The sequence below is a fragment of the Neisseria sp. DTU_2020_1000833_1_SI_GRL_NUU_006 genome, from assembly GCA_032388755.1.
Taxonomy (GTDB): domain Bacteria; phylum Pseudomonadota; class Gammaproteobacteria; order Burkholderiales; family Neisseriaceae; genus Neisseria; species Neisseria sicca_C.
The window spans coordinates 338,112-364,897 of the sequence record CP135593.1 but is presented as its reverse complement, the minus strand read 5'-3'; the positions used below and the strand labels follow the sequence as shown (position 1 = coordinate 364,897).

The window sequence follows — 26,786 nt, the reverse complement described above, 5'->3', positions numbered from 1 at the left end:
CCAGGTTTTAAGATTTGTAAACTTGATATAAGTCAATCTATCGCTTGTTTAGATTCATATAATGTTAATGTTTAGAGTATCGAATAATCGGGAACAGCCATGTCCTGCCTAAAAACGAAACACACATCAGGCATCTTCAATACGATGCTGGCGATGTTTGCCGTATTTGTCCTATTGTTTTCGACACTGCCCGCTTACGCCGAGCGTTTGCCTGACTTTTTGTCAAAAGTCCAGCCTTCGGAAATTTTTCCGGGTGCAGACCGTTATGGCAAGCCTGAAGGCAAGCCTATGGTTGCCCGTGTTTATAAGGGCGACGAGCAGTTGGGTTTGGTGTATATCACGACGGACGTGGTCAATACACGCGGCTATTCGAGCAAACCGATTGATACGATGATGGCTTTGGCCAACGACGGAACGATCGCCGGTGCGAAGCTGGTCGATCACCATGAGCCGATTATGCTTATTGGTATCCCGCAATCGCGTGTGGATAAATTCATCAATAAGTATATCGGTTTGAATTTTATTAAAAATCCACCTACTCCGGGTGTTGCCCCCGGGGACATCATCAGCGGCGCGACCGTTACGCTGATGGTGATTAACGACAGTATCCAGCGTTCGTTCAAAGTTGTTGCCGGCAAATATGGTTTGGGCACTGACAAAGCCGTTCAGACGACCTCCGCCAATGCTGCGGATACGCAACAGGCTGCTGCCCCTGCGGTACAAACCCGACCTCGCCGCGCTGTCAATCCTGACAAACAGGACATCCAATCTTGGAATGCGCTGCTGGAACAAAAAGCCATCGGCCATCTGCACATTACTGTTGACGAAATCAACAAGCTGTTTGAAAAAGGCGGCAAAGCAGGTGTTGCCGAACACGCCGAACAAGGCGCAGGCGACGATACCTTTATCGATTTGTACACAGCCGTAGTCAGCCAGCCTTCCATCGGCAAAAGCCTGTTGGGCGAGGAAGGTTGGAAAAACCTGCAAAACCGTCTGCAACCGGGTCAACAAGCTGTCTTGGTTGCCGGTGAAGGCCGTTATTCTTGGAAAGGTTCGGGCTATGTCCGCGGCGGTATTTTCGACCGTATCGAGATGATTCAAGGCGAAAACAGCTTCCGCTTTACTGACGCGCAACACGAACGCTTGGTTGATTTGGCAGCCGAAGGCGCGCCCCACTTTAAAGAAGTATCTTGGTTTACGATTCCCGAAGGTGTGGAATTCGATGCTGCCGAACCTTGGCGTTTGCAGTTGATGGTTCAACGCGTATTGAGCGTAAACGACAAAGCATTCGTAACCGCCGATTTGGATTACGAGCTGCCTCAAGGTTACTATGTCGATGACCCGAAAGCACCGCCTGTCGAAATCAGTGCGCCAGTCGAACCGGCAGCCGCTCCTGCCGCCGAACAAGCCTCAGACACAAAAGGCATAGCCGAAGAAGCCTCTGAAGCCTCTTCAAACGACGGCGCATCCAACCAACTCTGGAAACAGGTGTGGAAAGCGAAACAAGGACAAATCGCCGTAGTCGGCATCGCCTTGACCATCCTGCTTTTGGTCTTCCTGTTCCAAGACTGGATTGTCCGCTATGAGAAATGGTACGACCGCTTCCGCCTGGTATTCCTGACATTTACCCTGTTCTATATCGGTTGGTACGCTCAGGCGCAACTGTCGGTCGTCAATACACTGACACTGTTCTCCGCCATCCTGACCGAATTCCGTTGGGACTTCTTCCTGATGGATCCGATTGTGTTCATCCTGTGGCTGTTTACCGCCGCAACCATGCTGTTGTGGAACCGCGGTACATTCTGCGGCTGGCTCTGCCCCTTCGGTTCGCTGCAAGAGCTGACCAACCGTATCGCCAAAAAATTGGGCGTGAAACAGATTACCGTGCCGCACCTGCTGCACACACGCCTGACCGCGATTAAATATGTGATTTTCTTCGGCCTATTGGCGATTTCGCTGTATGATTTGGGCACTGCTGAAAAATTTGCCGAAGTAGAACCTTTTAAAACGGCGATTATTTTGAAATTCGTCCGCGAATGGTGGTTTGTCGCGTTTGCCGTTACCCTTTTGGTTGCCGGCCTGTTCATCGAACGCTTCTTCTGCCGCTATCTGTGCCCATTGGGCGCGGGCATCGCCCTACCCGGCCGCTTCCGCGTATTCGACTGGCTGCGCCGCTACAAAATGTGTGGCAACCCTTGCCAAATCTGTACGCACGAATGCCCCGTTCAGGCGATTGCACCGGAAGGCGACATCCATCCGAACGAATGTATCCAGTGCCTGCACTGCCAAGTCATGTATCACCATGACACACGTTGCCCGCAAGTTGTGGCAACCAACAAGAAAAAACAAAAACAGGCGGCGGCGAAAGCCGAACCCGAAACCGCATCTGCAAAACAACAGCCTACCGAGCAGATTGTGCAGTTTGTGAAAAAATAAACCGCCCCACGGCCGGCAAATAATCTAAACCCCTAAAGAACCCTGAAAAAATGCCGCGCCACCCGTAACCATACTTATAAACATAAATTCGTTTTTTTGATCGGCAGGTCGTCTGAAAACGCCGGCTGCCGAATTTTATCCAAGGAGTGTTGTATGTCAGACGAAAAATTAGAACAAAACGGTTTAAGCCGTCGTTCATTCTTAGGTACTGCCGCCGCTTCCGGCGCAGGTATTGCCGGCGCCGGTCTGTTGGGATTGGCGGGCTGTTCCAAAGAGGGGGGCGATAAAGCCGCCGCTTCAGGTGCTGCACCTGCCGCCAAAACCGAGTCTCATGCCTCTGCCGAACCGGGTAAACAGACTTCCGAAGTCGGCCCGGGCGAACTTGACCAATACTACGGCTTCCTCTCCGGCGGCCAATCGGGCGAAATGCGCTTGATCGGCGTACCTTCCATGCGCGAACTGATGCGTATCCCCGTGTTCAACATGGACAGCGCGACCGGTTGGGGCCGTACCAACGAGAGCCTGCGTATTTTGAATGAAAAAAATACGCCGGAAACCAACCAGTTCCTGAAAGACAGCGGCCTGCGCTGCTACCCTAACGGCGACTTGCACCACCCTCACTTGTCGTTTACCGACCAGACTTACGACGGCCGATACGCGTATGCCAACGACAAAGCAAACAACCGCGTTTGCCGCGTCCGCCTGGACTTCATGAAAACCGACAAAATCACCGAAATCCCTAACGTTTCCGGTGTACACGGTCTGCGTCCGCAACGTTATCCGAAAACCGGCTATGTCTTTGCCAACGGCGAACACATCGTACCGGTAAGCGGTGTGGGTACTTGGAACGACGCCAAAACTTGGAATGCCGTTTATACCGCCATTGACGGCGAAACCATGGACATCTCATGGCAAGTATTGGTGGACGGCAACTTGGACAACGGCGATGCCGACTACCAAGGCAAATACTCCTTCTCCACCTGCTACAACTCCGAACGCGCCCTGACCGTACAAGGTGCCTCTTCCAACGAGCAAGACTGGTGCGTAGTCTTCAATCTTGCCGCCATCGAAGAAGGCATCAAAAAAGGCGACTTCAAAGAAGTCAACGGCGTGAAAATGCTGGACGGCCGCGCAGAAGCCAATTCCCCTTACACCCGCTACATCCCCGTGCCGAACTCTCCGCACGGCTGTAACGCTTCCCCTGACGGCAAATACATCATGCTCAACGGCAAACTGTCTCCGACTGTTACCGTATTGGACGTCAGCAAACTGGACGATTTGTTCGCCGGCAAAATCAAAGAGCGCGACGTGGTTGTCGCCGAACCCCAACTGGGTCTCGGTCCTTTACACACCGCGTTTGACGGCCGCGGCAACGCCTACACCACGCTGTTTATCGACAGCCAAATGGTCAAATGGAACATCGACGACGCCATCAAAGCCTACAAAGGCGAAAAAGTGGATCCGATCAAACAGAAACTCGACGTCCACTACCAACCCGGCCACAACCATACGACCATGGGCGAAACCAAGGAAGCCGACGGCAAATGGCTGGTGTCTTTGAACAAATTCTCCAAAGACCGCTTCCTCAACGCCGGCCCGCTGAAACCGGAATGCGACCAGTTGATCGACATCTCCGGCGACGAAATGCGCCTGGTACACGACAACCCGACCTTTGCCGAACCGCATGACCTGTGTCTGGTTGCCGCTTCCAAAGTCAACCCGAAAAAAACCTGGGACCGCAAAGACCCATGGTTCTGGCAAGACGCTGTGGAACAAGCGAAAAAAGACGGTGTCGAGCTGGAAAAAGCCGCCAAAGTCATCCGCGAGGGCAACAAAGTCCGCGTATACATGACTGCCGTTGCGCCTGCGTACAGCATCCCGCAATTCGAAGTCAACCAAGGCGACGAAGTAACCGTATATGTGACCAACGTCGAAACCATCGAAGACTTGACCCACGGCTTCACTTTGGAAGGCTACGGCATCGCCATGGAAATCGGCCCGCAAGCTACCCAATCGGTAACCTTCAAAGCCGTCCGTCCGGGCGTACACTGGTACTACTGCCAATGGTTCTGCCACGCCCTGCACATGGAAATGTCCGGTCAAATGATCGTTAAACCCCGATAATCGGGTTTGACGGTTTATCACCGACTTAACGGAAAGGTCGTCTGAAAAAACTTTCAGGTCTTAGCGAAACCCGCTGCCCTCGTTTTCAGACGACCTTTTATAGCAGAACCGTTTGGACGCAACAGACTGTTCCGCTATAAAACAAAAACACGGCCCTAACAGGCAGGCATCACCGTGCCGACGCACACCGCACGAATCAGAGGAACTCCATGCACACACCCCAATTCAAAACATGGCGACGCGCTGTCCTGGCATTTATGTTCGGCGGCATGATTCAGACGACCTTTGCAGCCACCATCGACGTTTCCCCTACCGACAACCTCCCCGAAGTCATCGCGCGCGCGCGGGCAGGCGATACGCTCAAGCTCGCCTCCGGTACTTACAAAACTAAACTGCTTATCGACAAACCCATCACCATCGAAGGCCCTGCCGACCGCTCCGCCAAAATCGAAGGCGACCGCACCGGCCGCACCATTGCCGTCATCGCCCCCGACGTTACCCTGCGCAACCTCACCGTCACCCGTTCCGGTATGAGCCTGCCCGCCATGGATGCCGGCATCTACCTCGAAGAAACCGCCCCCCGCGCCTTAATCGAATACAACAACATCCTCGACAACTCCGTCGGCGTGTATATCCACGGCTCTGCCGAATCCATGGTGCGCGAGAACAAAATCGTCGGCGACTCCACCCTGCGCGTCAACGAACGCGGCAACGGCGTAACCGTCTGGAACGCCCCCGGCGCGCAAGTCGTCAGCAACGACATTTCCAAAGGCCGCGACGGCATTTTCTCCAACACCAGCAAAAACAACACCTATAAAAACAACCGCTTCAGCAACCTGCGTTTCGCCGTCCACTACATGTACACCAACGACAGCGAAGTCAGCGGCAACATTTCCGTCGGCAATAACATGGGCTACGTTTTGATGTTTTCCGACCGCCTCAACGTATACGGCAACATCGCCGTCGGCAGCCGCGACCAAGGCATCATGCTCAACTACGTCAACTATTCCGACATCCACGACAACATCATCAACAAAGCCGGCAAATGCGTTTTCGCCTACAACGCCAACTACAACAAAATCGTCGCCAACCATTTTGAAAACTGCCAAATCGGCATCCACTTCACCGCCGCCATCGAAGGCACCACCCTTTCCGACAACGCCTTCATCAACAACGAAAGCCAAGTCAAATACGTCAGCACACGTTTTCTTGACTGGGGCGAAGGAGGACGCGGCAACTACTGGAGCGACAACAGCGCGTTCGACCTCGACGGCGACGGCTTCGGCGACAGCGCGTACCGCCCCAACGGCATCATCGACCAAATCATCTGGCGCGCGCCCGTTTCCCGCCTCCTGATGAACAGCCCCGCCATCAGCATCGTCAAATGGGCGCAATCGCAATTCCCCGCCATCCTCCCCGGCGGCGTGATCGACAGCAAACCGCTGATGAAGGCAGGCAGCAACAAAACCACCACCAAATACGAAGCCATGAAAGAACAACTGTTGCAAGAAGCCAAAACCCATCAGTCCGAATGGAGCGATGCCGAAAACGGCTCATTGAACTAAGCGGAACCGGCAAACACGCCCCGCAAGGTCGTCTGAAAAGTTTTCAGACGACCTTGAAACCCCGCCGCAGCAAGGTTTTGCCCCTCATTGCCGTACCAACGGGCATCCGCCGTAAAGACCGTGAAACCCGCAACGCAGGCAACAGTCGAAAACACCGCCCCATAACAAACGTCGTCTGAAACCCTTCTCCCTTTTTCAGACGACCCCATACAAAGAACGCCCTTTTCAGACGACCCTCAACGTCGTCTGAAACCCATCCACACAAGGAAGCACTCATGAGCGCACACCATGTCGAATTGAGAAACGTAACCAAACGCTTCGGCGCACAAAAAGCCGTCAACCAAGTCGATTTAGTCTTGAAGGCGGGCGAAAGTGTCGGCCTTGCCGGACACAACGGCGCAGGCAAGTCCACGCTCATCAAATTGATACTCGGGCTGATTACCCCGACCGAAGGCGAGGTCATGCTGCTGGGTGAGCGCACAGGCAGCAAAGCCGGCGCACAGTTGCGCAGCCAAATCGGCTACCTGCCCGAAACCGTCGCCCTGCACCCTTCCCTCAGCGGCATCGAAACCCTCAATTTCTACGCCAAACTCAAAAAACAGCCGCTCACCAAAAACCACGAACTCCTCGAGCGCGTCGGCATTTCCCAAGCCGCCCGCCGCCGCGTCGGCACCTACTCCAAAGGCATGCGCCAACGCCTCGCCCTCGCCCAAGCCCTGCTGGGCGAACCCAAAGTATTGCTGTTTGACGAACCCACCACAGGCCTCGACCCCGCCTCGCGCCAAATGTTTTACGAAGTCGTGCGCGAACTCAACGGACGCGGCGCCACCGTCCTCCTTAGCACCCACGCCCTCGCCGAACTCGACGGCCACGCCGACCGCATCGTCGTCATGAAAAACGGTGTCAAAGTCGCCGACGGCAGCATGGACGAGCTGCACGTCCAAAGCGGACTCCCCCTCACCGTCAACATCCGCCTCAAAACCCCGCGTCCGTTAAGCGGACGCTGGCAGCCGCTTTCAGACGACCTCAGCTATCAGGCGCAATGTCAGGCTGAAGAACGCATGGCATTACTCAGCGAACTGGGCAACCTGTCCGACCTCGCCTACCTCGACATCCACACACCCACACTCGACGACATGTACGCACAATTCTTAAAAAGGGAGGACGTATGAACCCCGTTTGGATTATCACCGGAAAAGAAGTCCGCGACAGCCTGCGCAACCGCTGGGTACTCGCCGCCTCCGTCCTGCTCGCCGCCCTCGCCCTCTCATTGGGCTTCCTCGGCAGCTCGCCCACAGGCTCGGTTAAAGTCGATCCGCTGACTGTAACCGTCGTCAGCCTCTCCAGCCTGTCCATCTTCCTGATCCCGCTCATCGCCATGCTCCTCTCCTACGATTCCCTCATCGGCGAAATCGAACGCGGCACCATGGCGCTGCTGTTGAGCTACCCCGTTTCCCGCAACCAAATCCTTGCCGGAAAATTCATCGGACACCTCATCATCCTCGCCCTTGCCACCACCGCAGGCTACGGAATCGCGGGCATCACGCTCCAACTCGCCAACGGCAGCTTCGACATCGCCGCGTGGAAACCCTTTGCCCTGCTGATTGCCGCCAGTGTGATTTTAGGCGCCGCATTCCTGTCCATGGGCTACCTCATCAGCGCGAAAGTGAAAGAACGCGGCACCGCCGCCGGTATCGCCATCGGCGTTTGGCTGTTTTTCGTCGTCATCTTCGACATGGCGCTTTTAGGCATCCTCGTCGCCGATACCCAGCAAACAATTACCGCACCCGTCGTCGAAACCGTCCTCCTTTTCAACCCCACCGACATCTACCGCCTGCTCAACCTGACCGGTTACGAGAACACCGCCATGTACGCAGGTATGGCAGGTTTGAGCGAACAAATCAGCCTGACCATGCCCGTATTGCTGACCGCGCAGATATTATGGGTTATTATTCCCCTTATCTTGGCAGCAAGAATTTTTGGAAAGCGACAAATATGAAAAAGATTTTACCTGCGCTCCTCGCCGCCCTGCTCCTGAGTGCCTGCACTAAAGAGGATGACACCCCGCCGCCTGAGCCTCAGCAAATCAGCGACCGCGCCGTGGGGCACTATTGCAGCATGAACCTGACCGAACACAACGGCCCCAAAGCCCAAATCTACCTCAACGGCAAACCCGACCGCCCCGTCTGGTTCTCGACCATCAAGCAGATGTTCGGCTACACCAAGCTGCCCGAAGAGCCTAAAGGCATCCACGTCATCTACGTTACCGACATGGGCAAAGTCAAAGACTGGAGCAAACCCAATGCCGACACCGCATGGATAGACGGCAAAAAAGCCTACTACGTCATCGAAAGCGGCTTCATCGGCGGCATGGGTGCGGAAGACGCCCTCCCCTTCGCCGACAAAGCCCAAGCAGAGAAATTTGCCAAAGAAAAAGGCGGCCGCGTCGTCAGCTTCGACGAAATGCCCGATTCCTACATCTTCAAATAATCCCTTCTCATCAAAAAGGTCGTCTGAAAACCTTATCCATCAGGTTTTCAGACGACCTTTAAGTATATGGGAAATGTATGTAGCGAAAAAATGGTTGCAATTCTGTTTAGAGAGGATTTCATCTGAAACTAAAATTGTTCGACAGACTGATCCGTAAAGCATTTGAAAAATGATATTTAATACATTCTATTTGATATAATTTTTCCCTATGACAAGTGTACAATTGAAAAATTTGCATCAATCCATTGCAGTCGTTTGAATTAAGCAAAAAGCAATTAGCGTATCGCAGCAATTTCAGATCAAATTAGACCGTGTGCATCCGAAAAAAGCATTTTCCATGCCCAAAATTCCAATACCATCACAAAAAAGCAATTAACTCATTATATTATTTGAAAAAAATGAAAATGCGATATTTAATTTTCGAAAAATCAGAACTTTAAATAAAAATTTGAGTCAAACCGCCCATGCCATATCTATATCCGTTCGTATCTTAATTAAACATTACCTTGAAATGCCATGCTAAATTATTATTTCATTACATTCAGAAACGAGCACCTACGAAGAAACTGCCACCTAACAGCATAACCTTCTGATTAATCTTTACTTATACGGAAAACACCATTATGAATACCCGAGTCACTCACCTTTCATCAGAAAACCAAAGCCGCAGCGAATCAACTTCGACAGATACTGCAAACGCAAACCATTTAACCTACATTCGCAGCAACACCAGCCGTACGCTTGCTGCCGGAGAAAAAAATCTGATTCTAGAAGGTGATGCCAATATCTTCGGGGCAGGGAACAACGCCGATAACATCCTTATCGGCAATAGCGGACGTAACCGTCTCAACAGTGGACGCGGCAATGATACCGTTTACGGCGGAGATGGAGATGACACCATCAACGGTGGCGAAGGCAACGACTTACTGTTCGGTGAAGATGGCGACGATATATTAAACGGCGAAGCCGGTGACGATGTGCTTAACGGTGGTGCGGGTAACGATACCTACATCTTCAATGCGGCAGGCGGCAGGGATACCATTATCGATACAGAGGGGAACAACCGCATCCGCTTTACCGGAGGCTTGCGTGCCGAAGATTTGACAATAACGGCTGTTGCCAACAATGACGGTGGGCAAGATTGGAAAATCTCCATTAAGAGCACAGATTCCGTACTGACCGTCAGCAACCAATATAACGTCGGAAGCAGCGTCCCTACCATCCATCAATTTGTTTTTGACAGCGGTGCTTTGAATATAGCCGAATTTATTCGTGCGACAAAAGCCAACATTGAAACAGCGAAATCACAAAACCTGACTATTAATGGAACCGATTCAGACGACGTTTTAAATGGTAGTGATGGCAATGACATTATTGACGGCAAAGCCGGTGCCGATACGATGAGCGGAGGATGGGGAGACGATACTTATTATGTCGATAATGTCAAAGATGTCATTATCGAAGGGAAAGGTGCAGGTACCGATACCGTCATCAGCAGCGTTTCCTACACAGCGGCAACCAATGTTGAAAACGTTACCTTGACCGGCAATGCCAATATCTTCGGCGCAGGCAACAACAGCGACAATATCTTGACCGGCAATGCCGGACACAACCGCCTCAACAGCGGGCGCGGCAACGATACCGTTTACGGCATGGGTGGAAATGACAACCTGAATGGCGGCGACGGAGATGATTATCTGGATGGCGGCGAGGGTAACGACAACATCAATGGCGACGCAGGCAACGACACTTTAATCGGCGGCAAAGGAAAAGATACCCTGAAAGGCGGCGCAGGTAACGATACCTATATTTTCGGCGACGATGATACGATTATCGACGATCAAGGAAACAATACCTTGCGTTTTTCAGACGACCTGCGTATCAAAGACCTCAAAATCAGCGTCAATGACAACGCACAAGGCGGGAAAGACTGGTTGATTACATCAGCAAACAGTTCTGTATTGATTCGAGACCAAATCAGCGCAGACGGCAAAGTTTCCGTCGGACGTTTTGAATTGCTCGGAGAAACCTATACCCACGAATCCCTACTCAAAGCTGTTGCCAATTCAAACAAACAAGGTTCGATCATTACCGGAACAGCAAGAGACGATGTCCTTACCGGTACCGAGCAAAACGATACCATCGACAGCGGAATCGACGGACGCGACCGTCTGTACGGACTAGGCGGAGATGACATCTTGCGCGATAGCGGAACAAGCTATTTTGGTAACGAACGCGATGACGAACTCTACGGCGGCGACGGCAATGATAAATTATATGCCGACGTTAGTGACGATTATCTGGACGGCGGTGCCGGCAATGACCATCTTGAAGGCGGACAACACCGAGATACTTACGTCTTTGGTAAAGGATACGGACACGACACCATCTTTGACTACAATTTCAATCTTGATCCCGAATTCAACCCAAACGGAATGCAAAATGCCAATACCGTTAGATTTACCGGTGGCCTGACTTTGGATGATTTAGAAATTTCGATGACCCAAAGCTATGACAAATCTGATATCGATCATATCCCTTCCGATTCCGAATTCATTATTATTCCCCGTCTGAACGGCGATACTTGGAACATTTCAATCAAAGGAACAAACGATGTCCTAACTATCAAAAACCAGTCCGGTATTTACGGCGCAATCAGCGAATTCCAGTTTGATTCCAAAACCTATACCGTTGGCGAAGTCATTGAGCATTTTGGTCTGAATGCGCCTCACTTTGACAAAGCCGGTAACCTTGTCCACGACCTTACCGATAAGATTGACTGGTACGGTGTTGATCAGAGGGGATACAACCGCGTTGTTTACGGATCGGCTGATAACGATACTGCGGACTTTTCAGATGTTATCGGTAAAGTTACCTTCTACGGTGGCAAAGGAGAAGATATTATCACCTTGGGAAGATACAATGTAATTGACGGTGGTACGCGTAATGATGCCATTTTCGACTCCGGACACTCGGTTAAAAATACCATTATGTTTGGAAAGGAAAGCGGACACGATACCTTGCACAATATCCGTGCAGAAGCAGATACTACCGTTCTCTTCTCAGGAAATTTAACGATTAAAGATGTCGAATTGACAACAGGCAAAGACTGGGTTGTGAAGCTGAAAGGTTCAAATGACGAATTGACTATCAAGGATATGGTTCATTCCCCATCCGGTCATGATACGGTTGACACCTTTAAATTTGAAGGTGGCGAAAGCTATACCGCTACCCAATTCCTGAATGCCTTAGGTATGGATAGTACCGTCAACCACGGCTTGATTTAACCGTTTGGAAGGTCGTCTGAAAATTTCTCTCATTATCGGTGAGAAAGGTTTTCAGACGACCTTATATATTGCGCTCCATCAGCGACACATATATTTAATTCTTTTGTTTTGTCTTGATGATAATTCCCAACGCCAAACGTCGCTGTTTTGCGCTACTGATTCAATATGCTGCATATAAAGCAAAAATTTAGGAATTTTCATAAAAACCATTGACAAGACTTCTTTATTGTGTCAGAATTACGCCCGTTGAGTTGCTTGATGCAGCTTGATTTTTCTCCTCTATTTCTCCTTTGTAGACTTGGCGCATATCCCAAACGGTATGCGCATTTTTTTATCTTGATTTTCCGAGTTTTAAAATAAACTCAAATAAAACAAGATATTCCTCTACTATCTCCATTCTCACGCACACAAAAATCCATCTTTAGAAAACGTATCATCCCCAATAAAAAATCAACAAACACCCACCGTTTACCCTCCCCTGTCAAAGCAAAAATAATGGTTGCAAAGCGTGTTTCCTCTTTTCCCTCCTCCGTTGATTTGAAATACTGATAAAAAAGGTCGTCTGAAACAGAAAATCCGTTTTCAGACGACCTTTTAAAATCATTCGATATTATTCGGCGTTGTTTTGTGCCACTTCTTCAGTTTCGACTGCTGCGCCGACTTGTTCGGCTTCTACTGCATCAGTTTGCGCTGCCTGTTTTGCAGTTTGACGCTCGGCTTGTTCTGCCAAAGCCTGTTGGACAAACGGATGCTGTTGGGCGATGGCTTGTTCTTCCGCGCTGACTTCGCCTTTGAAGCGGTTGTTCAAATCAAAACGTTTTCCACCGCGCGCCAAGGCTTTGAGGTAGCGGGGACGGCGGCAATGGTTGGCGAGGACGCGGGCGATCAGTGCGGGATCGTATTGGGGCAATGCGGCAACAAGGTCTTGGTCGATACCGACGGCCAGCGGTTTGAATCGTTTGAAGACGTCGTATTTGCCGTAGATGTGGTCGGCAATCATGTCGGTCTGTTTTTTCTTGCTCATGGTTTGAACGGCGGATTTCAAAGCTGCGCCCAAAGCAGTTTCTTGTGTCATGTCGTTTGTATTCCTCTAAAATAAAGCCGTGCGTTTCGCTACGGCACGGTAATGGCGGTATTTTAGTATAAAGCCTGTGTTTTGGCTAAGTTTTTTTGCGAATGTTCGATTGTAAATGTTTATTTTACGGACGGCGCCGACACACCTGTCGCCATAGCGTTGCGAAAAGGTCGTCTGAAAACGTTCGGCACAATCCGCCATGTTTGTTTTCAGACGACCTCTTTCAATTTTATCTATGCTGCTTGGTAATGTCGGGCGTATCAACAACTACGTCGGCGTTTTGCGCGCGATGGCGCAGGGCGTGGTCGATAAGCACGAGCGCGAGCATGGCTTCGGCGATGGGGGCGGCGCGCAGTCCGACGCAGGGATCGTGTCTGCCGTGGGTGGCGAGTTCAACTGAGTTGCCGTTGATGTCGATGCTGCGGCGCGGGGTGGCGATGGAACTGGTGGGTTTGATGGCGATGTTGACGTGGATGTCTTGTCCGGTGCTGATGCCGCCGAGGATGCCGCCGGCGTGGTTAGACAGGAAGCCTTGCGGGTTGAGTTCGTCGCCGTGTTCGCTGCCGCGCTGGACGACGCTGCCGAAGCCTGCGCCGATTTCCACGCCTTTGACAGCGTTGATGCCCATCATGGCGTAGGCGATTTCGGCATCGAGGCGGTCGAAAACGGGTTCGCCCAAGCCGACGGGGATGTTAGCCGCTTCGATATGCAGTTTCGCGCCGACGGAATCCAAGGATTTGCGCACGCTGTCCATATAGTTTTCCAGCTCGGCGATTTGGCTTTGGTTGGCGGCGAAGAAGGGATTTTGGGAAATGTGTTCGTAACCTTCAAACTGAATTTCTTTTTCGCCGACTTGGGTGACGTAGGCGGTGATTTCCGTGCCGAATTTTTCTTTCAGCCATTTTTTGGCAACGGCTCCGGCGGCAACGCGGGCGGCGGTTTCGCGGGCGGAGCTTCTGCCGCCGCCGCGGTAGTCGCGCGTGCCGTATTTGTGCCAGTAGGTATAGTCGGCGTGGCCGGGACGGAAGCTGGTGGCGATGTTGCCGTAGTCTTTGCTGCGTTGGTCGGTATTGCGGATTAAGAGGGCGATGGGGGTGCCGGTGGTTTTGCCTTCGAAGACGCCGGAGAGGATTTCGACTTGGTCGGCTTCGCGGCGTTGGGTAACGTGGCGGCTGGTGCCGGGTTTGCGCCGGTCGAGGTCGGCTTGGATGTCTGATTCGGTCAATGCCAGTCCGGGCGGGCAGCCGTCGATGATGCAGCCCAAACCTGCGCCGTGGCTTTCGCCGAAGGTGGTAACGGTGAAGAGTTGTCCGAAAGTGTTGCCTGCCATGTTTTCCCTCTATCGGTCATATGCTGAAAGATGACGGATTTTAGCATACAAAGGTCGTCTGAAACGCTTTCGGCGGGCGAATCCTGCCTGCTGCGTACCTTCTGTTATCGAATCAAATCCCAAGCGAATTTTCCTATGGTCAGACACAGCAACACCATAAATCCGTAACGCAGAAACTTGGTTCCGCCGCGTATCGCCAATTTTGCACCGACCACGCCGCCGCACAAATTCGCCAGCGCAAGCGGAATCGCCCACGCCCAAACGACATGCCCTTGCGGGATGAAAACCGCCAGCGCGGCAAGGTAGGTGGTGGAATTGATGACTTTGGCGGATGCGTTCGCCGTCAGGAAATCATAACCGTAAAAACGGACGAATACGAAGGCCAGCAGGCTGCCTGAGCCGGGCCCGAAGATGCCGTCGTAAAAACCGATGAGCGCGCCGAAGAGTAAGCCCCATAAGGTTTCGCGGCGCGTCAATTTTTTGGTGCGCACCGCCTGCCCCAAGTCTTTTTTCAAAAAAGTATAAAGGCACATGGCCACCATGATGACCAACATCGCCGGTTTCATGTAGTGCACGGGCAGATACGCCACGGCATTCGCGCCCAGATAGGAAGCGGCAAACGCCAGCACGGCGACGGGCAGCAGCATTTTCCACGGCAGGGGGATTTTGCGCAGGTATTGCCCCGTTGCAGTCAGCGTGCCGCATAAGGCAGCGAATTTGTCGGTGCCGATGACCGAAGCCACGGGCGTGGAAGCGGGCAGCAGGTTGAACAGCCCCGGTATTTGCAACAATCCGCCGCCGCCAACCGCCGCGTTCATCAGTCCGGCGCAAAATCCGGTGAGCAGTAAGAGGTAGAAAAAAGAATCTACGGGCATGATGATTTAGGCTTTATTGGAAATTTGTTATCAGGGAAAAGGTCGTCTGAAAACAGTTCTGCACATGATAATCCATGTTTTTAAAATGTTCAGACGACCTTTTTCAACCCCGCTTCTTTATTTCTTCTTCAAATAAACGCCGCTTTCGATATGGTGCGTAAACGGGAACTGATCAAACAACGCGGCGCGTTCGACAGTATGGGTTTGGCAAAGTATATCAAGGTTCGCGCGTAGGGTTTCAGGATTGCAGGAAATATAGATAATGTTGTCAAACTGGGAAACCAGCTTCAGCGTTTCATCATCGACGCCGGCTCGGGGCGGATCGACAAAAATCGTGGAAAAATCATAATCTTTCAACGAGATACCCTGTTCTTGTAGGCGGCGGAATTCGCGGCTTTGGGTATAGGCTTCGGTAAATTCTTCCGCAGAGAGGCGGGCGATTTTGATGTTGTCCCTTTGGTTGGCTTCGATATTCCACTGTGCGGCATAAACGGAAGTTTTGGACACTTCGGTCGCTAACACCTGACGGAAATGCTGCGAGAGCGGCAGGGTGAAATTACCGTTGCCGCAGTAGAGTTCGAGCAGGTCGCCGCCGAGGTTTTGCGCGACATCGCATGCCCAGCCGAGCATTTTTTCGCACACGCGGGCGTTGGGCTGCGTGAAACTGCCTTCGACTTGGCGGTAGCGGAAGGTCTTGCCGTTTACGTTCAGCTCTTCGATTATATAGTCTTGAGTCAAAACGATTTTCTGCCCCCTACTCCGACCGATGATATGGATGCTCAATTCACGCGCCAAGGTTTCGGCGGCACGCTGCCACGCTTCGCCCAGTTTTTTGTGGTAAATCATGGTAACGAGCATTTCGCCGCTCAGCGCAGACAAAAATTCTACGGCGTACCAGCGGTTTTTGAGTTCGGGATTTTGCGCGGCGGCTTCGATGAGCTTGGGCATCAAGGCGTTGATGGATTCGGAGGCGGCGGGAAATTGATCGCAACGTATCAGGCTTGCGCCGCTTGCTTTCTGCCCGCGCTCGAACATGGCGTAAAACATTTCGCCGCCTTCGTGCCAAATACGGAATTCGGCGCGCATCCGGTAATGCTGTTCGGGGGATTCGAAAACTTGAATTTCAGGAAAATCCAAACCTTGGAAAAGCTGTTGCAAGTATTGGATTTTTTGGTCGAGCTGTTGCGTATAAGCGGTCATTGGAGAAATGTCTCATGGAAAAGATGTCGGAATGTCGGTTTAGTCGGCAGGTTGGCGTAAAGCTGCTTGACAACACCGAAAATGCTGACAAAGGTCGTCTGAAAACTTACTACGCTTGTTTTCAGACGACCTTTTATCGGCATTTGATTACTCGCCTTCGTATTTGCGTTCCAAACGCTCTACGCACGCGCTTAAGTGTTTGCGCATGACTTTGACGACGCGGTTGCGTTTGCCGTTGACCAGCAGGTCGAGGATTTCGCGGTGTTCGGAATGGGTGTGGGGGTTGATGGCGCGTTTTTCATGACGCTGCGCATCGAAAACGGCGACGATGAGCGAAGAACGGGCGCACAGGGTATTCATGATGTCGAACAAGACGTGGTTGTCGATCAGACGCGCCAGTTCGACGTGGAAGGCGTTGGACAGGCGGTTCCAACCCACGCGGTCGCCGCTGTCGGATGCCTGTTCTTCACGTTCGATCATGGTGTAAAGCGGCTGGAGGCGGGTTTCCAAATCGGGCATATCGGACAGAAGGTTCAAAATCATGCTTTCCATTTCGATACGCGCGTTGAACACGTCCTGCATTTCCTTCAAATCGGGAACATGGACGAACGCGCCGCGATTAGGTTGCAAATCGACGATTTTGTCGTGTGCCAACAGGGACAGCGCGCCGCGCACGGTATTGCGCGAGCAGACCATCTGGCGGCAAAGCTCGGATTCGGTCAATTTTTTGCCGGGCAGCAAAACATGGTCGGTGATGCCGTCCAAAATCAGGGCGTAAACGCGGAACAGCTCCGAATCGTGCCTGCCTGCCGGCATCATGGAAGAAGGGGTGGGCGCATGGAGGGTTTCGTTATCGGTATTCATTATTTCAGCTCTCCTCATGGTCTGGCGTGGCATATTGTTTGAAATGACTGGAAATTTGCGATGGCGTTGAGCCGCCCCGTATCGCTTTATACTTGATTCCATTTCAATATGTCACGAAACCTGATTAAGATATAATTAAAAATTGTTGACAATCCCTAACTAAGCTTGCACAATATGTCGAAAGGCCAAGTTATAAAGGCTGATAGAGAGAGAATCCACAATAAGCAAGCAGATATATTCATGGTGTAGCGTGAATATATCTGCTTTTTTGTCGGGCGGTCTTTATTCACGCTTTAACAGTATTCCGCCTCTAAACGCTTTTCAGACGACCCCTGAAAGATACGGGAGGTCGTCTGAAAAATTACTCTGCTTCGACGGTTTCAAAACTGTGGGTGATTTTCGCCGCCTTGCCCAGCATAATCGAGGCGGAACAATATTTCTCGGCGGACATCTGCACGGCGCGCTCGATGGCGGATTCGGTCAGATTGTGTCCGATGACTTTAAAATGGATGTGGATTTCGGTGAACACGCGCGGGGTATCGTCGGCGCGCTTCGCAGTAACCGTCGCTTGGCAGTCCACTACCTTTTGACGCTGTTTCTCGGCAATCATCACGACATCGATGCTGGAGCAGCCCGCCACGCCCAAAAGCAGCATTTCCATCGGGCTGGGACCGCGTTTCGCCTGCCCTTCCGCCGCCGCGCCTTCCATGACGACGCTGTGTCCGTTTTCGGTCGTGCCGACAAAGCACATTCCGTCTATCCATTTTGATGTAACTTGCATGATTGCCTTTCTGTCGCGAAAATGCCTGATAAACAGGCGCATTTTCATATTGTAAACAATTTCTACGGATAAATACAGGCGCGGAGTTGGAAAAGGTCGTCTGAAAACAAGCATGGCGAGTTTTCAGACGACCTTTTTCATGGTCAAGCAATCAGTTCTTCATCGACTGCACCGGCGCAGGAATCCTGCCGCCTCGGTTAACAAACACTTCGCACGAACCTTCTTTAACCGGCATCACAGGTGCGTAGCCCAGCAGACCGCCGAACTCGACGCTGTCGCCGACGGTTTTGCCCGTTACCGGAATGATGCGCACGGCGGTGGTTTTGCTGTTGATCATGCCGATGGCGGCTTCGTCGGCGATGATGCCGGAAATCGTGTGTGCGGGCGTGTCGCCGGGAACGGCAATCATGTCCAGACCGACCGAGCAGACGGCGGTCATCGCTTCGAGTTTGTCCAGCGTCAGCACGCCTGCTTCGGCGGCGGCAATCATGCCTTCGTCTTCGGAAACAGGGATGAACGCGCCGCTCAACCCCCCGACCGCGCTGGAAGCCATCATGCCGCCTTTTTTCACGGCATCGTTCAGCAATGCCAAAGCAGCCGTCGTTCCGTGCGTACCGCAGACGCTCAAGCCCATTTCTTCAAGGATGCGCGCCACCGAGTCGCCAACGGCAGGGGTCGGCGCCAGCGACAAATCGAGAATACCGAACGGAATGCCCAAAATTTTCGAGGCTTCACGGCCGATGAGCTCGCCCACGCGGGTGATTTTGAAGGCGGTTTTCTTCACGACTTCGGCGACTTCGGTCAGGCTGACCGCATTCGAATTTTCCAGCGCGGCTTTGACCACGCCCGGCCCCGATACGCCGACGTTGATAACGGCGTCCGCTTCGCCCGAACCGTGAAACGCGCCCGCCATAAACGGATTGTCTTCCACCGCGTTGCAGAACACGACGATTTTGGCGCAGCCGAAACCTTCGGGTGTGATTTCAGCCGTACGCTTGATGGTTTCGCCCGCCAGTCTGACCGCATCCATATTGATACCCGCGCGCGTGCTGCCGATATTGATGGAGCTGCACACGATGTCAGTGGTCTTCATCGCTTCGGGAATGGAGCGGATTAACACCTCGTCTGAAGGAGACATGCCTTTTTGCACCAGCGCGGAAAAGCCGCCGATAAAAGACACGCCGATGGCTTTGGCTGCCTTGTCCAAAGTCTGCGCCACGCTGACGTAAGAATCGGCTTTGGTCGCCGCCGCGATTTGGGCAATCGGCGTGACGGAAATACGCTGATTCACAATCGGCACGCCGTATTTGGCAGACAGGTGTTTCGCCGTAGCGACCAAATCTTTACCGACGGTGGTGATTTTGTTGTAAATGTTTTGGTTCAATACATCAATGTCGGTGCTGATACAGTCGTGCAAATCAATGCCTATGGTAATGGTGCGGACGTCGAAATGCTGGTCGGCAACCATTTTGACGGTTTCTAAAATTTCGCCGGATTGGATACTCATCACATTCCTCCGACTCAAATGCGGTGCATAGCTTGGAAGATTTCTTCGTTTTGCATGCGGATGTCGAGCGCGAGTTTTTTGCTCTCTTCCGCAAACAAATCCAGCATTTCCTGCCTCGATTTGGGGCATTTCGAGGTATCCACCAAGATAATCATGGTGAAGAAATCGTCCATCAGCTGCTGGCTGATATTGAGGATGTTGATTTGGTTTTCTGCGAGAATGCGGGAAACGTCGTACACGATACCGACACGGTCTTTGCCGATGACGGTAATGACTGAATTATTCATAGGTCAGGGTCCTTGTAGGGGTCGTCTGAAAAATTGATTTGGGAAATTATAGCACTGCTTTAAAATAAGTTCGCTTGGATTGTTGACAATTTTGATTGAAAGCATCCAGCCGACAGTAATAAATTTAAGGAAAAAAGGCCATCTGAAAACGGACATAGCAAGTTTCGCCAACATGGTTTTCAAACAGCCTTTTTGAGTAATTGTCTAAAGACATAGTTAATTCCGATTATCACTATTTGAGGTGCTTTCTTCCACATATTTTCGGGTTCCTCTACACCTAGGATAACGAGAACATCCCCAAAATTTATTACCAGGATTTTTCCCTTTTTTAGCTACGCGTAAAACTAATTTAGCCCTACATTTTGGGCATTTCTTTGAAGTATCTTTAGCTTTACCTTTGGCTATTTTTTTGTCTTGTAATTTTGTTTCTATAATTTTATCTTGATTGTACTTAGTAAGAGTAACATCAACACCATTTTTATCACTATAATTGGTATTTATATTTTCACAAGTATTCTTTTTATTTTTTGTTAAAGTATTTAAGAAATACCAAACCAATCCTGTTATAGAAAAAATTAAAGGTACTTTTATCTTTGAAAAGAACGAAACTCCTCCGTGGTGTGAACATGCTCCGCGGCTACCAATTGAAGAAGATAGAAAACCATCACTACAACTATTCCCACTGAAAAGCATCAATAGCAATACGAAAGTTATTACCGTAATAAAAATTATAAATTTATTAGTTAATTTCATAAGTATTCTTTAATCGTCAAATTTCAATCAATCGCTATAAGTAAACTTTGCGCGTTTAACGTTGCAAAGGATTTCATACGGAATCATACCGGCAGCTTCGGCGACTTCGTTGATATTGACAACGTCGCCCCACAGTTCAACTTCCGCGCCCAAACCTTCTTTGGAAGCATCGAGTTCGACGGTAATCATGTCCATAGACACCCTGCCGATAATGCGGCTGCGTTTGCCTTCGACGGCAACGGGCGAGTTGGTCGAGGCTCGGCGCGGATAGCCGTCGGCGTAGCCGCAGGCAATCAGACCGACGCGGGTGGACTTGCTGGTGTAAAACGTCGCGCCGTAGCCGATGGGAGAATGAGGTTGTAGGACGCGTTCGCCGAATACGCGGGAAGTCAGGCGCATGACGGGTTTCAGACGTTCGTCCACGCCGCCGAACGGAGAAATGCCGTAAAGTGACAGACCGGCACGACCCCAGTCGCGGCGAGCTTCGGGAACGTTCAGGATGGCAGCGGAGTTGGCAAGGCTTTCTTCGCCTTCCAAGCCTTCACACGCCAAATCAAAGGCTTCAAGCTGCATTTCGGTCATGCCGTTGTCGGGTTCGTCGGCGCAGGCAAAATGGCTGAATTTAACAATGCTGTCAACGTGTTTGCATTGTTTCAGGGCGGTGTAGGCGGAAGTGTAATTGTGCGGAAAGAAGCCGGCGCGGTGCATACCGGAATCCATTTTGAGCCAGACTTTAACGGGATTCTGCCAATGATGGGCGATTAAGGCTTCGAGTTGCCATTGGCTGCCGATGCCCGGCCACAAATTGTATTTATCGACGGTAGCGTATTCCGACGCTTCAAACACGCCTTCGAGCAATACGATGGGACTGCTAATGCCGCTCTCGCGCAATTCGACGGCTTCGTCCACGGTGGCGACGGCAAACCCGTCGGCAAGGTCAGACAATGCGTGGGCGCACCGTACCGCGCCGTGTCCGTAAGCGTCTGCTTTAATGACGGCAAGCATCTTGCCGCCGTGAATCTGTTTCAGGGTTTGGTAATTGTGGCGCAGATTGTCCAAGCGGATTCGGGCATTTAATGGACGCATGATTTGTTCTTTCTGTTAATGAAGGTCGTCTGAAAATGGATACTCACGTTTTCAGACGACCTTTCGGTATTTTTAACGACCACATTATAGGCTTAAAGAGAGGGTTTTTAAATATCGTAATGAAATGAAGAAAATTGGAATATATGGCCCGTCTGTTCAAACATATTCTGCCGATTTGTATTTAAATTTCAAAAATCAGCATATCCCCTTCCCAAAGCACTTATAAAATGAAAGAAAAATAAACCCTGCTAATTTGCCGAATCAGGCCGCCTGTAACGCAATATTGTGATGAATCAAACTTCCTGACGGATAAGCCTACGATTGCTTGTCAGTCGGTAGATTTTAAAACATAATACTTACGCGCCTAAGTATTGGAGTTTTACTACAAATACATGATAGGTAAGCCGTACGCAGCGCAGCAGTTCCATCCAATCAACTCAAAGCAAGGAAGGTCTAAAATGAAAGTAACCAGTTTCGGCGAAGTGTTGTGGGACGATTTTCCAAGCGGCAAAGTGTTGGGCGGTGCGCCGCTGAACGTTTTGGTCCGTTTGCAATCCTTCGGGGTCGATACCGCCATCATCAGCCGCCGCGGCGATGATGCCGACGGCGAAGAGCTGCTGCGCCAAATCCAAGCGAAAAACGTTAATACTGACCTGCTGCAAGTGTGCAAAGAATGCGATACCAGCCTTGTCAAAGTCATCTTGGACAAATGCGGCAGCGCGTCATACGAAATCGTATATCCCTGCGCGTGGGACCGCATCATCGTCGAAGATGCCGCCTTGCAGCGTGTCGCCGAATCCGATGCCTTCGTGTTCGGCAGCCTTGCCACCCGCGACGAGATTTCCCGTGCGGCATTAGACAAACTGATGGAAAAAGCCAAATTCAAAATCTTCGACGTCAATCTGCGCAAACCCCACTACGACACCGACCGCCTGCTCGCCACCATGAAGCGTGCGGATATGCTCAAGCTCAATGACGACGAATTGTACGAACTGTCCGCAGTTTACGGCTCTCCCTACCACAGCATCGAACAAAACATCGCCTACCTCAACCGCTTGACCGGCGCACAAACCATCTGCGTCACTTTAGGCGGACACGGCGCGATTTTATACAAAGACGGCGAACTCTACCGCCACTGCGGCTTCCGCATCAAAGTCGCCGATACCGTCGGCTCCGGCGACAGCTTCTTAGCAGGACTGACTTACAAACTGCTCAACAATGCCGAGCCTCAAGAAGCCATCACTTTCGCCTGCGCTCTCGGCGCCCTAGTCGCCTCCAGACACGGCGCGACGCCCGACATTTCCTTACAAGAAATCGAAAGCTTCATGAATCCGGCTTGATGTTTGTCATCAACGGATGCCACAACAAAAGGTCGTCTGAAAACGGATTTTCTGTTTTCAGACGACCTTTCCATATCCCTCAATCCCGATAAGCCCAATGATTGACCGGACCGTGTCCCGCGCCGATGTTCAAAGGGTTGCGAATCGCCTCGGTAATGTATTTTTTGGCGGTTTGCACGGCTTTGAGTGTCTCGAAACCTTTTGCCAGCTCGGCGGCGATACAGGCGGAGAACGTGCAGCCTGTACCGTGCGTATGCGCCGTCGGGAAGCGGCGGTCGGTAAATTCAAACACATCATCCGGCGTAAACAGCCAGTCTGTGCAGTATTCGCTGCGGCTGTCGCCCAAATGCCCGCCTTTAATCACCACGTTTTTCACACCGCAATCTTGCAGGATTTTGGCAGCGCGTTCCGCGTCTTGGCGGTTTTCAATGCGCACGCCCGCCAAGGCTTCCGCTTCGGGCAGGTTCGGCGTCAGAATGTCGGTATCAGGCAGAAGCAGGCGTTTCATCGCTTCAACGGCGGAGTCCTGCAACAGCGGCGCGCCGCCTTTGGCAATCATCACCGGATCAAGGACGCGCTTGCCGAAACGGCATTTTTTCAGATTTTCGGCAACGCATTCAATCACTTCCGCCGTACCCAGCATCCCGATTTTATAGGCGCGGATTTCAAAATCGGAGCGGACGGCTTCGATTTGAGCAGTGATGATGTCGGTCGGAATCAGATGCACCGCCGATACGCCGAGCGTATTTTGCGCGGTCACGGCGGTCAGCACGCTGGTGCCGAACACGCCGCGCATCTGAAACGTCTTCAAATCCGCCTGTATCCCCGCCCCACCGCCGGAATCCGAGCCGGCGATGGTCAGCGTTTGGACAAATGTTTCTTCCATTTGGTTTCTCCTGTTTCTTGGTTGGACAATTTAGGAAGCGGTTTGAAGGTCGTCTGAAAACCCATCATTCTTGTTTTCAGACGGTGTTTTATTTTTATTTTATTGTTACAACGAAATATTTACAGCTGTATTTTAGTTGGTTTATCGCGGTTTGAAATGGGAGATTTTCGGGATATCTTTTTATAATCTTCCTGGACTCAGCCCGAAATCCCCATGCCGACTTTTTATTATTCCAACAGAGAGGTCGTCTGAAACCTGCTTTTCAGACGACCTAACTCTAAATAAATCATTATCCATCAATAATTTCTAATTCAACCAAAGCCCTGTACACGCCATCTTCATCTACACTCGGCGCAATAAATTTCGCCGCAGCCTTCGCCGCAGCCTCGCCATTTCCCATGGCTACGCCGAAGCCGACGGATGAGAGCATTTCCAAATCATTAAAGCTGTCGCCGAAAGCCATAACATCTTCCATGCCTATGCCCAACTTTTCTACTGCATGTGCAATGCCTCTTGCTTTTGAACCTTCGCGGCGCAGCATGTCCAGCGCAGACTCGTGCCAACGCACGGATTTGAAGCCTTCGGATTGAATTTTTCCGATAATCTCCTGCTCCTGGGCATCGTCTGCAAACACCAGCATCTGATAAACCGATTGTTTGCGGAAATATTCTTTATCCACTTCAAAAGCAGGCAGGATGTGCGACAAGGCTTCTTTCACCCTTTCGCCGGCAGCCGATGCGACAATTTCGGCATCATTTACGAAAGCATAATCAATATATTGACTGTCAAAAAATGCACACATCCGCTCAACTTCGACCTCAATCATCGGATAAGCCTGCAACACCTCTCCGTGAAACGTCGTGTATTGCCCGTTAATCGTAACCAGCATATCAATGCCGCTGTCGCGTATCAGGGTTTTCACCTTACCCGGAATGGCCACAGGCGGTCTCCCCGTCGCAATCGCCGTCAAAATACCCCGCGCTTTCAATACCTCCATCGCTTTAGCAACGGACGGGCGAAGCGTATCGGTATATTTTCGGTATAACGTGTCATCAATATCGAAAAAAATAATTTTTGGCATATTCATTATCAGGCATACAATCGGTTTCAGACGACCTATATTGTAACGTGCAATGACAGGAACAATGCACAATTTCTACATGCAATGATGTAAACAAGCTGTGTATAAATCCTACTTCATATTGATTCCCAAGAGAAAAACAAACCTGATTAAAAAATAAGCAGGTTATCAGAGATCGTCTGAAACCTGCTTATTCCATTTTCGCCATTATTACATTAAGCAATGATTTTGACGCTTTCCCGCTCCCGCCTGAATTTCATTTTCAGCAAAGCGGGCAGACTGTCATCAAAGTACCAGCCGCCGTCCGGCATAGCAATCGCCCCGCCGGCACAACGCAAAGTGATGCTTTTTCCGGATAAGCCGTCCGTTTCCGTAATCTCCACCTCATGCGCCCTCCCCCAGTCTGCAACGGGCAACAAATGCGCCAATTCGCGGATACGTCCGTTTTGCGCTTCTATCCTATCCTCGGTACGGCAAGCACCGTCGCATTGCCCGACCGCTTGGACAGGACACGGCACACCTTTTCCATTTGTAACAGGCAGGATATTCAAGGCATCAGGACAAAGTCTGTTTTCCAACGCCCAACTATTAAGCGCGCGTTTGGCAGCTTTTTTATGGATGAACAACCCATACGGGCGGACAGCTCGGCTGCCGTTGTCCAAAGGTACAATCCTTGCCTGCAAAACACCGTGTTCGTCGTGAGAAAAACGAACAGTAGAAAATGCAGTAGGCTTGGAAACGACTCGTTCAGGCGGACGGATACCATATTCCCTCATCGCCTGCGCCTTCAGCCACACCGAATGCAGACTGCCCAACGCAGGAATAAAACGCACGGAAGCCGCAGCCTTCAAATAAAGCGGCACTTTTTTACCATGCAGCATTTCTGCCGTTTCGCTATACGCCTTCTCCAATGCAACTACCGCCTGCGCCTTGCCGAATGCGTCAAACCAGACCAACACACCTTCGCTGTCCGGCAACGCATAAAGCTGCGCCGCCAAAGCATCCGTTACCCAATTCGGCAGCATTTTCGGATTCATCAAAGACCGGCAGTAATTATCCCAATCTTCTGTATTCTTTTCGCGCAAGCTGTGTTCCAAATAATCGCTCAAAGCCAAGACATCGGTCATCGCACGATGACGGTTTTCCACTGCAATTCTGTTTCGTTCGATAATGCTGTCCAAATTGTGTTTGTAAAACTCAGGATAAAGGCGTCGCGACAACTGGACGGTACACAAAGCAGGCGCAGCAAAATCAATACCGGCACGGCGAAACTCATGGCGCAGGAAGGTATAGTCGAAACGGCTGTTATGCGCCACCACCACGGCTCCCCGTAAAAGCGGCAACAACTGTAAAGCAATTTCCGCAAACAACGGAGCCGTTCTCACCATCTCATCGCTGATACCCGTCAGTTGCGCGACAAATTCAGGAATCGGCTTACACGGATTCACCAACCACTCGTAACGGCATACGCTTTGTCCGTCGAAACGCAGCAAAGCAACTTCCGTTACCCTGTCTTGATACAGATTCCCGCCAGTAGATTCCAAATCCACCACAACCACAGGCCTCCCGAAACGGGCAAACGCCTTCTGCAACAACGGCCAGCGAGAAACGCTTTCCATTTTATTTTCCTGTAAATTCAATCAATAGCCGCGCATTTTACACTTTCCCTGTTTATTTTCCAACAACACCCTTGACAGAATCCCCCCCCCTCCCTATAATCCCAATCTTTGTTACAGCGCACCCGTAGCTCAGTTGGATAGAGTATCTGGCTACGAACCAGAGGGTCGGGCGTTCGAATCGCTCCGGGTGCGCCAAACAA

General features: G+C 51.2%; 22 protein-coding genes and 1 tRNA gene. 9 read left to right on the top strand and 14 right to left on the bottom strand.

The window, feature by feature from the left end; translation table 11 throughout:
• The first annotated feature begins 144 nt into the window (after positions 1-144).
• From RSJ68_01680 to RSJ68_01670, 3 genes are all read left to right on the top strand, one after another.
• Positions 145-2,436 (top strand): 4Fe-4S binding protein, encoded by a 2,292-nt coding sequence (locus RSJ68_01680; GenBank protein WNU98328.1) that lies wholly within the window; start codon positions 145-147, stop codon positions 2,434-2,436.
• A gap of 153 nt (positions 2,437-2,589) precedes the next feature.
• Positions 2,590-4,560: a TAT-dependent nitrous-oxide reductase gene (nosZ, locus tag RSJ68_01675; GenBank protein ID WNU97499.1), complete on the top strand. Its 1,971-nt coding sequence runs from the start codon at positions 2,590-2,592 to the stop codon at positions 4,558-4,560.
• Positions 4,561-4,769: 209 nt separating this feature from the next.
• Positions 4,770-6,125 carry a nitrous oxide reductase family maturation protein NosD gene (locus tag RSJ68_01670; protein WNU97498.1) on the top strand — a complete coding sequence of 452 codons (1,356 nt, stop codon included), beginning with the start codon at positions 4,770-4,772 and terminating at the stop codon, positions 6,123-6,125.
• On the opposite strand, the gene RSJ68_01665 is transcribed toward RSJ68_01670, so the two are convergent.
• On the bottom strand, positions 6,122-6,334 hold the full coding sequence (locus RSJ68_01665; protein WNU97497.1) for a hypothetical protein: 213 nt from the start codon (positions 6,332-6,334) through the stop codon (positions 6,122-6,124). The genes RSJ68_01670 and RSJ68_01665 overlap by 4 nt on opposite strands.
• Positions 6,335-6,400: 66 nt before the next feature.
• Here RSJ68_01665 and RSJ68_01660 point away from each other — a divergent pair, with 66 nt between their 5' ends.
• The 4 genes from RSJ68_01660 to RSJ68_01645 all read left to right on the top strand — a co-directional run bounded on the left by RSJ68_01660 (position 6,401) and on the right by RSJ68_01645 (position 11,902).
• Positions 6,401-7,297, top strand: a complete 897-nt coding sequence (locus RSJ68_01660; GenBank protein WNU97496.1) for an ABC transporter ATP-binding protein — start codon at positions 6,401-6,403, stop codon at positions 7,295-7,297.
• On the top strand, positions 7,294-8,124 hold the full coding sequence (locus RSJ68_01655) for an ABC transporter permease (protein ID WNU97495.1): 831 nt from the start codon (positions 7,294-7,296) through the stop codon (positions 8,122-8,124). Before RSJ68_01660 ends, RSJ68_01655 begins: the two co-directional genes overlap by 4 nt.
• Positions 8,121-8,615, top strand: a complete 495-nt coding sequence (locus tag RSJ68_01650) for a nitrous oxide reductase accessory protein NosL (protein ID WNU97494.1) — start codon at positions 8,121-8,123, stop codon at positions 8,613-8,615. The genes RSJ68_01655 and RSJ68_01650 overlap by 4 nt, the downstream gene beginning before the upstream one ends.
• Positions 8,616-9,238: 623 nt before the next feature.
• Positions 9,239-11,902, top strand: a complete 2,664-nt coding sequence (locus RSJ68_01645) for a calcium-binding protein (protein WNU97493.1) — start codon at positions 9,239-9,241, stop codon at positions 11,900-11,902.
• A gap of 610 nt (positions 11,903-12,512) precedes the next feature.
• Here the strand turns inward: RSJ68_01645 and RSJ68_01640 are convergent.
• The 10 genes from RSJ68_01640 to alr form a co-directional block, all read right to left on the bottom strand.
• A complete protein-coding gene (locus RSJ68_01640) occupies positions 12,513-12,977 on the bottom strand; it encodes a ProQ/FINO family protein (protein ID WNU97492.1) in 465 nt (154 codons plus the stop codon).
• Positions 12,978-13,206: 229 nt separating this feature from the next.
• Positions 13,207-14,307: a chorismate synthase gene (gene aroC / locus RSJ68_01635; protein WNU97491.1), complete on the bottom strand. Its 1,101-nt coding sequence runs from the start codon at positions 14,305-14,307 to the stop codon at positions 13,207-13,209.
• A gap of 104 nt (positions 14,308-14,411) precedes the next feature.
• Complete coding sequence (locus RSJ68_01630; GenBank protein WNU97490.1) at positions 14,412-15,182, bottom strand: sulfite exporter TauE/SafE family protein; 771 nt, start codon at positions 15,180-15,182, stop codon at positions 14,412-14,414.
• A gap of 117 nt (positions 15,183-15,299) precedes the next feature.
• Complete coding sequence (gene trmA / locus RSJ68_01625) at positions 15,300-16,382, bottom strand: tRNA (uridine(54)-C5)-methyltransferase TrmA (GenBank protein ID WNU97489.1); 1,083 nt, start codon at positions 16,380-16,382, stop codon at positions 15,300-15,302.
• Positions 16,383-16,529: 147 nt separating this feature from the next.
• Positions 16,530-17,246 carry a GntR family transcriptional regulator gene (locus RSJ68_01620; protein ID WNU97488.1) on the bottom strand — a complete coding sequence of 239 codons (717 nt, stop codon included), beginning with the start codon at positions 17,244-17,246 and terminating at the stop codon, positions 16,530-16,532.
• Positions 17,247-17,607: 361 nt separating this feature from the next.
• Positions 17,608-18,027, bottom strand: a complete 420-nt coding sequence (locus tag RSJ68_01615; protein WNU97487.1) for an OsmC family protein — start codon at positions 18,025-18,027, stop codon at positions 17,608-17,610.
• A 151-nt stretch (positions 18,028-18,178) separates the two neighbouring features.
• Positions 18,179-19,534 (bottom strand): PFL family protein, encoded by a 1,356-nt coding sequence (locus tag RSJ68_01610; protein WNU97486.1) that lies wholly within the window; start codon positions 19,532-19,534, stop codon positions 18,179-18,181.
• A gap of 14 nt (positions 19,535-19,548) precedes the next feature.
• Complete coding sequence (locus RSJ68_01605) at positions 19,549-19,821, bottom strand: ACT domain-containing protein (GenBank protein ID WNU97485.1); 273 nt, start codon at positions 19,819-19,821, stop codon at positions 19,549-19,551.
• Positions 19,822-20,037: 216 nt separating this feature from the next.
• Positions 20,038-20,574 carry a topoisomerase DNA-binding C4 zinc finger domain-containing protein gene (locus RSJ68_01600; protein ID WNU97484.1) on the bottom strand — a complete coding sequence of 179 codons (537 nt, stop codon included), beginning with the start codon at positions 20,572-20,574 and terminating at the stop codon, positions 20,038-20,040.
• A 27-nt stretch (positions 20,575-20,601) separates the two neighbouring features.
• Positions 20,602-21,660, bottom strand: coding sequence for an alanine racemase (gene alr, locus RSJ68_01595; protein WNU97483.1), 1,059 nt, complete (start codon positions 21,658-21,660; stop codon positions 20,602-20,604).
• Positions 21,661-22,118: 458 nt separating this feature from the next.
• On the opposite strand from alr, the gene RSJ68_01590 reads away from it, so the two are divergent.
• Positions 22,119-23,000 carry a carbohydrate kinase gene (locus RSJ68_01590; GenBank protein WNU97482.1) on the top strand — a complete coding sequence of 294 codons (882 nt, stop codon included), beginning with the start codon at positions 22,119-22,121 and terminating at the stop codon, positions 22,998-23,000.
• Between the two features lie 79 nt (positions 23,001-23,079).
• On the opposite strand, the gene thiD is transcribed toward RSJ68_01590, so the two are convergent.
• From thiD to RSJ68_01575, 3 genes are all read right to left on the bottom strand, one after another.
• The gene (gene thiD, locus RSJ68_01585; protein ID WNU97481.1) at positions 23,080-23,886 is read right to left on the bottom strand and encodes a bifunctional hydroxymethylpyrimidine kinase/phosphomethylpyrimidine kinase; all 807 of its coding nucleotides are present in this window, start codon (positions 23,884-23,886) and stop codon (positions 23,080-23,082) included.
• A gap of 289 nt (positions 23,887-24,175) precedes the next feature.
• The gene (locus tag RSJ68_01580) at positions 24,176-24,973 is read right to left on the bottom strand and encodes a Cof-type HAD-IIB family hydrolase (protein ID WNU97480.1); all 798 of its coding nucleotides are present in this window, start codon (positions 24,971-24,973) and stop codon (positions 24,176-24,178) included.
• Between the two features lie 209 nt (positions 24,974-25,182).
• Positions 25,183-26,586 (bottom strand): exonuclease domain-containing protein, encoded by a 1,404-nt coding sequence (locus RSJ68_01575; protein WNU97479.1) that lies wholly within the window; start codon positions 26,584-26,586, stop codon positions 25,183-25,185.
• A gap of 118 nt (positions 26,587-26,704) precedes the next feature.
• On the opposite strand from RSJ68_01575, the gene RSJ68_01570 reads away from it, so the two are divergent.
• Positions 26,705-26,781: transfer RNA gene (locus RSJ68_01570), tRNA-Arg, on the top strand.
• Positions 26,782-26,786 lie beyond the last annotated feature (5 nt).

Coding starts and splice junctions, on each gene's coding strand:
- RSJ68_01680 (WNU98328.1), top strand. CDS start 145: ATGCTGGCGATGTTTGCCGTATTTGTCCTATTGTTTTCGACACTGCCC.
- nosZ (WNU97499.1), top strand. CDS start 2,590: ATGTCAGACGAAAAATTAGAACAAAACGGTTTAAGCCGTCGTTCATTC.
- RSJ68_01670 (WNU97498.1), top strand. CDS start 4,770: ATGCACACACCCCAATTCAAAACATGGCGACGCGCTGTCCTGGCATTT.
- RSJ68_01665 (WNU97497.1), bottom strand. CDS start 6,334: ATGGGGTCGTCTGAAAAAGGGAGAAGGGTTTCAGACGACGTTTGTTAT.
- RSJ68_01660 (WNU97496.1), top strand. CDS start 6,401: ATGAGCGCACACCATGTCGAATTGAGAAACGTAACCAAACGCTTCGGC.
- RSJ68_01655 (WNU97495.1), top strand. CDS start 7,294: ATGAACCCCGTTTGGATTATCACCGGAAAAGAAGTCCGCGACAGCCTG.
- RSJ68_01650 (WNU97494.1), top strand. CDS start 8,121: ATGAAAAAGATTTTACCTGCGCTCCTCGCCGCCCTGCTCCTGAGTGCC.
- RSJ68_01645 (WNU97493.1), top strand. CDS start 9,239: ATGAATACCCGAGTCACTCACCTTTCATCAGAAAACCAAAGCCGCAGC.
- RSJ68_01640 (WNU97492.1), bottom strand. CDS start 12,977: ATGACACAAGAAACTGCTTTGGGCGCAGCTTTGAAATCCGCCGTTCAA.
- aroC (WNU97491.1), bottom strand. CDS start 14,307: ATGGCAGGCAACACTTTCGGACAACTCTTCACCGTTACCACCTTCGGC.
- RSJ68_01630 (WNU97490.1), bottom strand. CDS start 15,182: ATGCCCGTAGATTCTTTTTTCTACCTCTTACTGCTCACCGGATTTTGC.
- trmA (WNU97489.1), bottom strand. CDS start 16,382: ATGACCGCTTATACGCAACAGCTCGACCAAAAAATCCAATACTTGCAA.
- RSJ68_01620 (WNU97488.1), bottom strand. CDS start 17,246: ATGAATACCGATAACGAAACCCTCCATGCGCCCACCCCTTCTTCCATG.
- RSJ68_01615 (WNU97487.1), bottom strand. CDS start 18,027: ATGCAAGTTACATCAAAATGGATAGACGGAATGTGCTTTGTCGGCACG.
- RSJ68_01610 (WNU97486.1), bottom strand. CDS start 19,534: ATGAGTATCCAATCCGGCGAAATTTTAGAAACCGTCAAAATGGTTGCC.
- RSJ68_01605 (WNU97485.1), bottom strand. CDS start 19,821: ATGAATAATTCAGTCATTACCGTCATCGGCAAAGACCGTGTCGGTATC.
- RSJ68_01600 (WNU97484.1), bottom strand. CDS start 20,574: ATGAAATTAACTAATAAATTTATAATTTTTATTACGGTAATAACTTTC.
- alr (WNU97483.1), bottom strand. CDS start 21,660: ATGCGTCCATTAAATGCCCGAATCCGCTTGGACAATCTGCGCCACAAT.
- RSJ68_01590 (WNU97482.1), top strand. CDS start 22,119: ATGAAAGTAACCAGTTTCGGCGAAGTGTTGTGGGACGATTTTCCAAGC.
- thiD (WNU97481.1), bottom strand. CDS start 23,886: ATGGAAGAAACATTTGTCCAAACGCTGACCATCGCCGGCTCGGATTCC.
- RSJ68_01580 (WNU97480.1), bottom strand. CDS start 24,973: ATGAATATGCCAAAAATTATTTTTTTCGATATTGATGACACGTTATAC.
- RSJ68_01575 (WNU97479.1), bottom strand. CDS start 26,586: ATGGAAAGCGTTTCTCGCTGGCCGTTGTTGCAGAAGGCGTTTGCCCGT.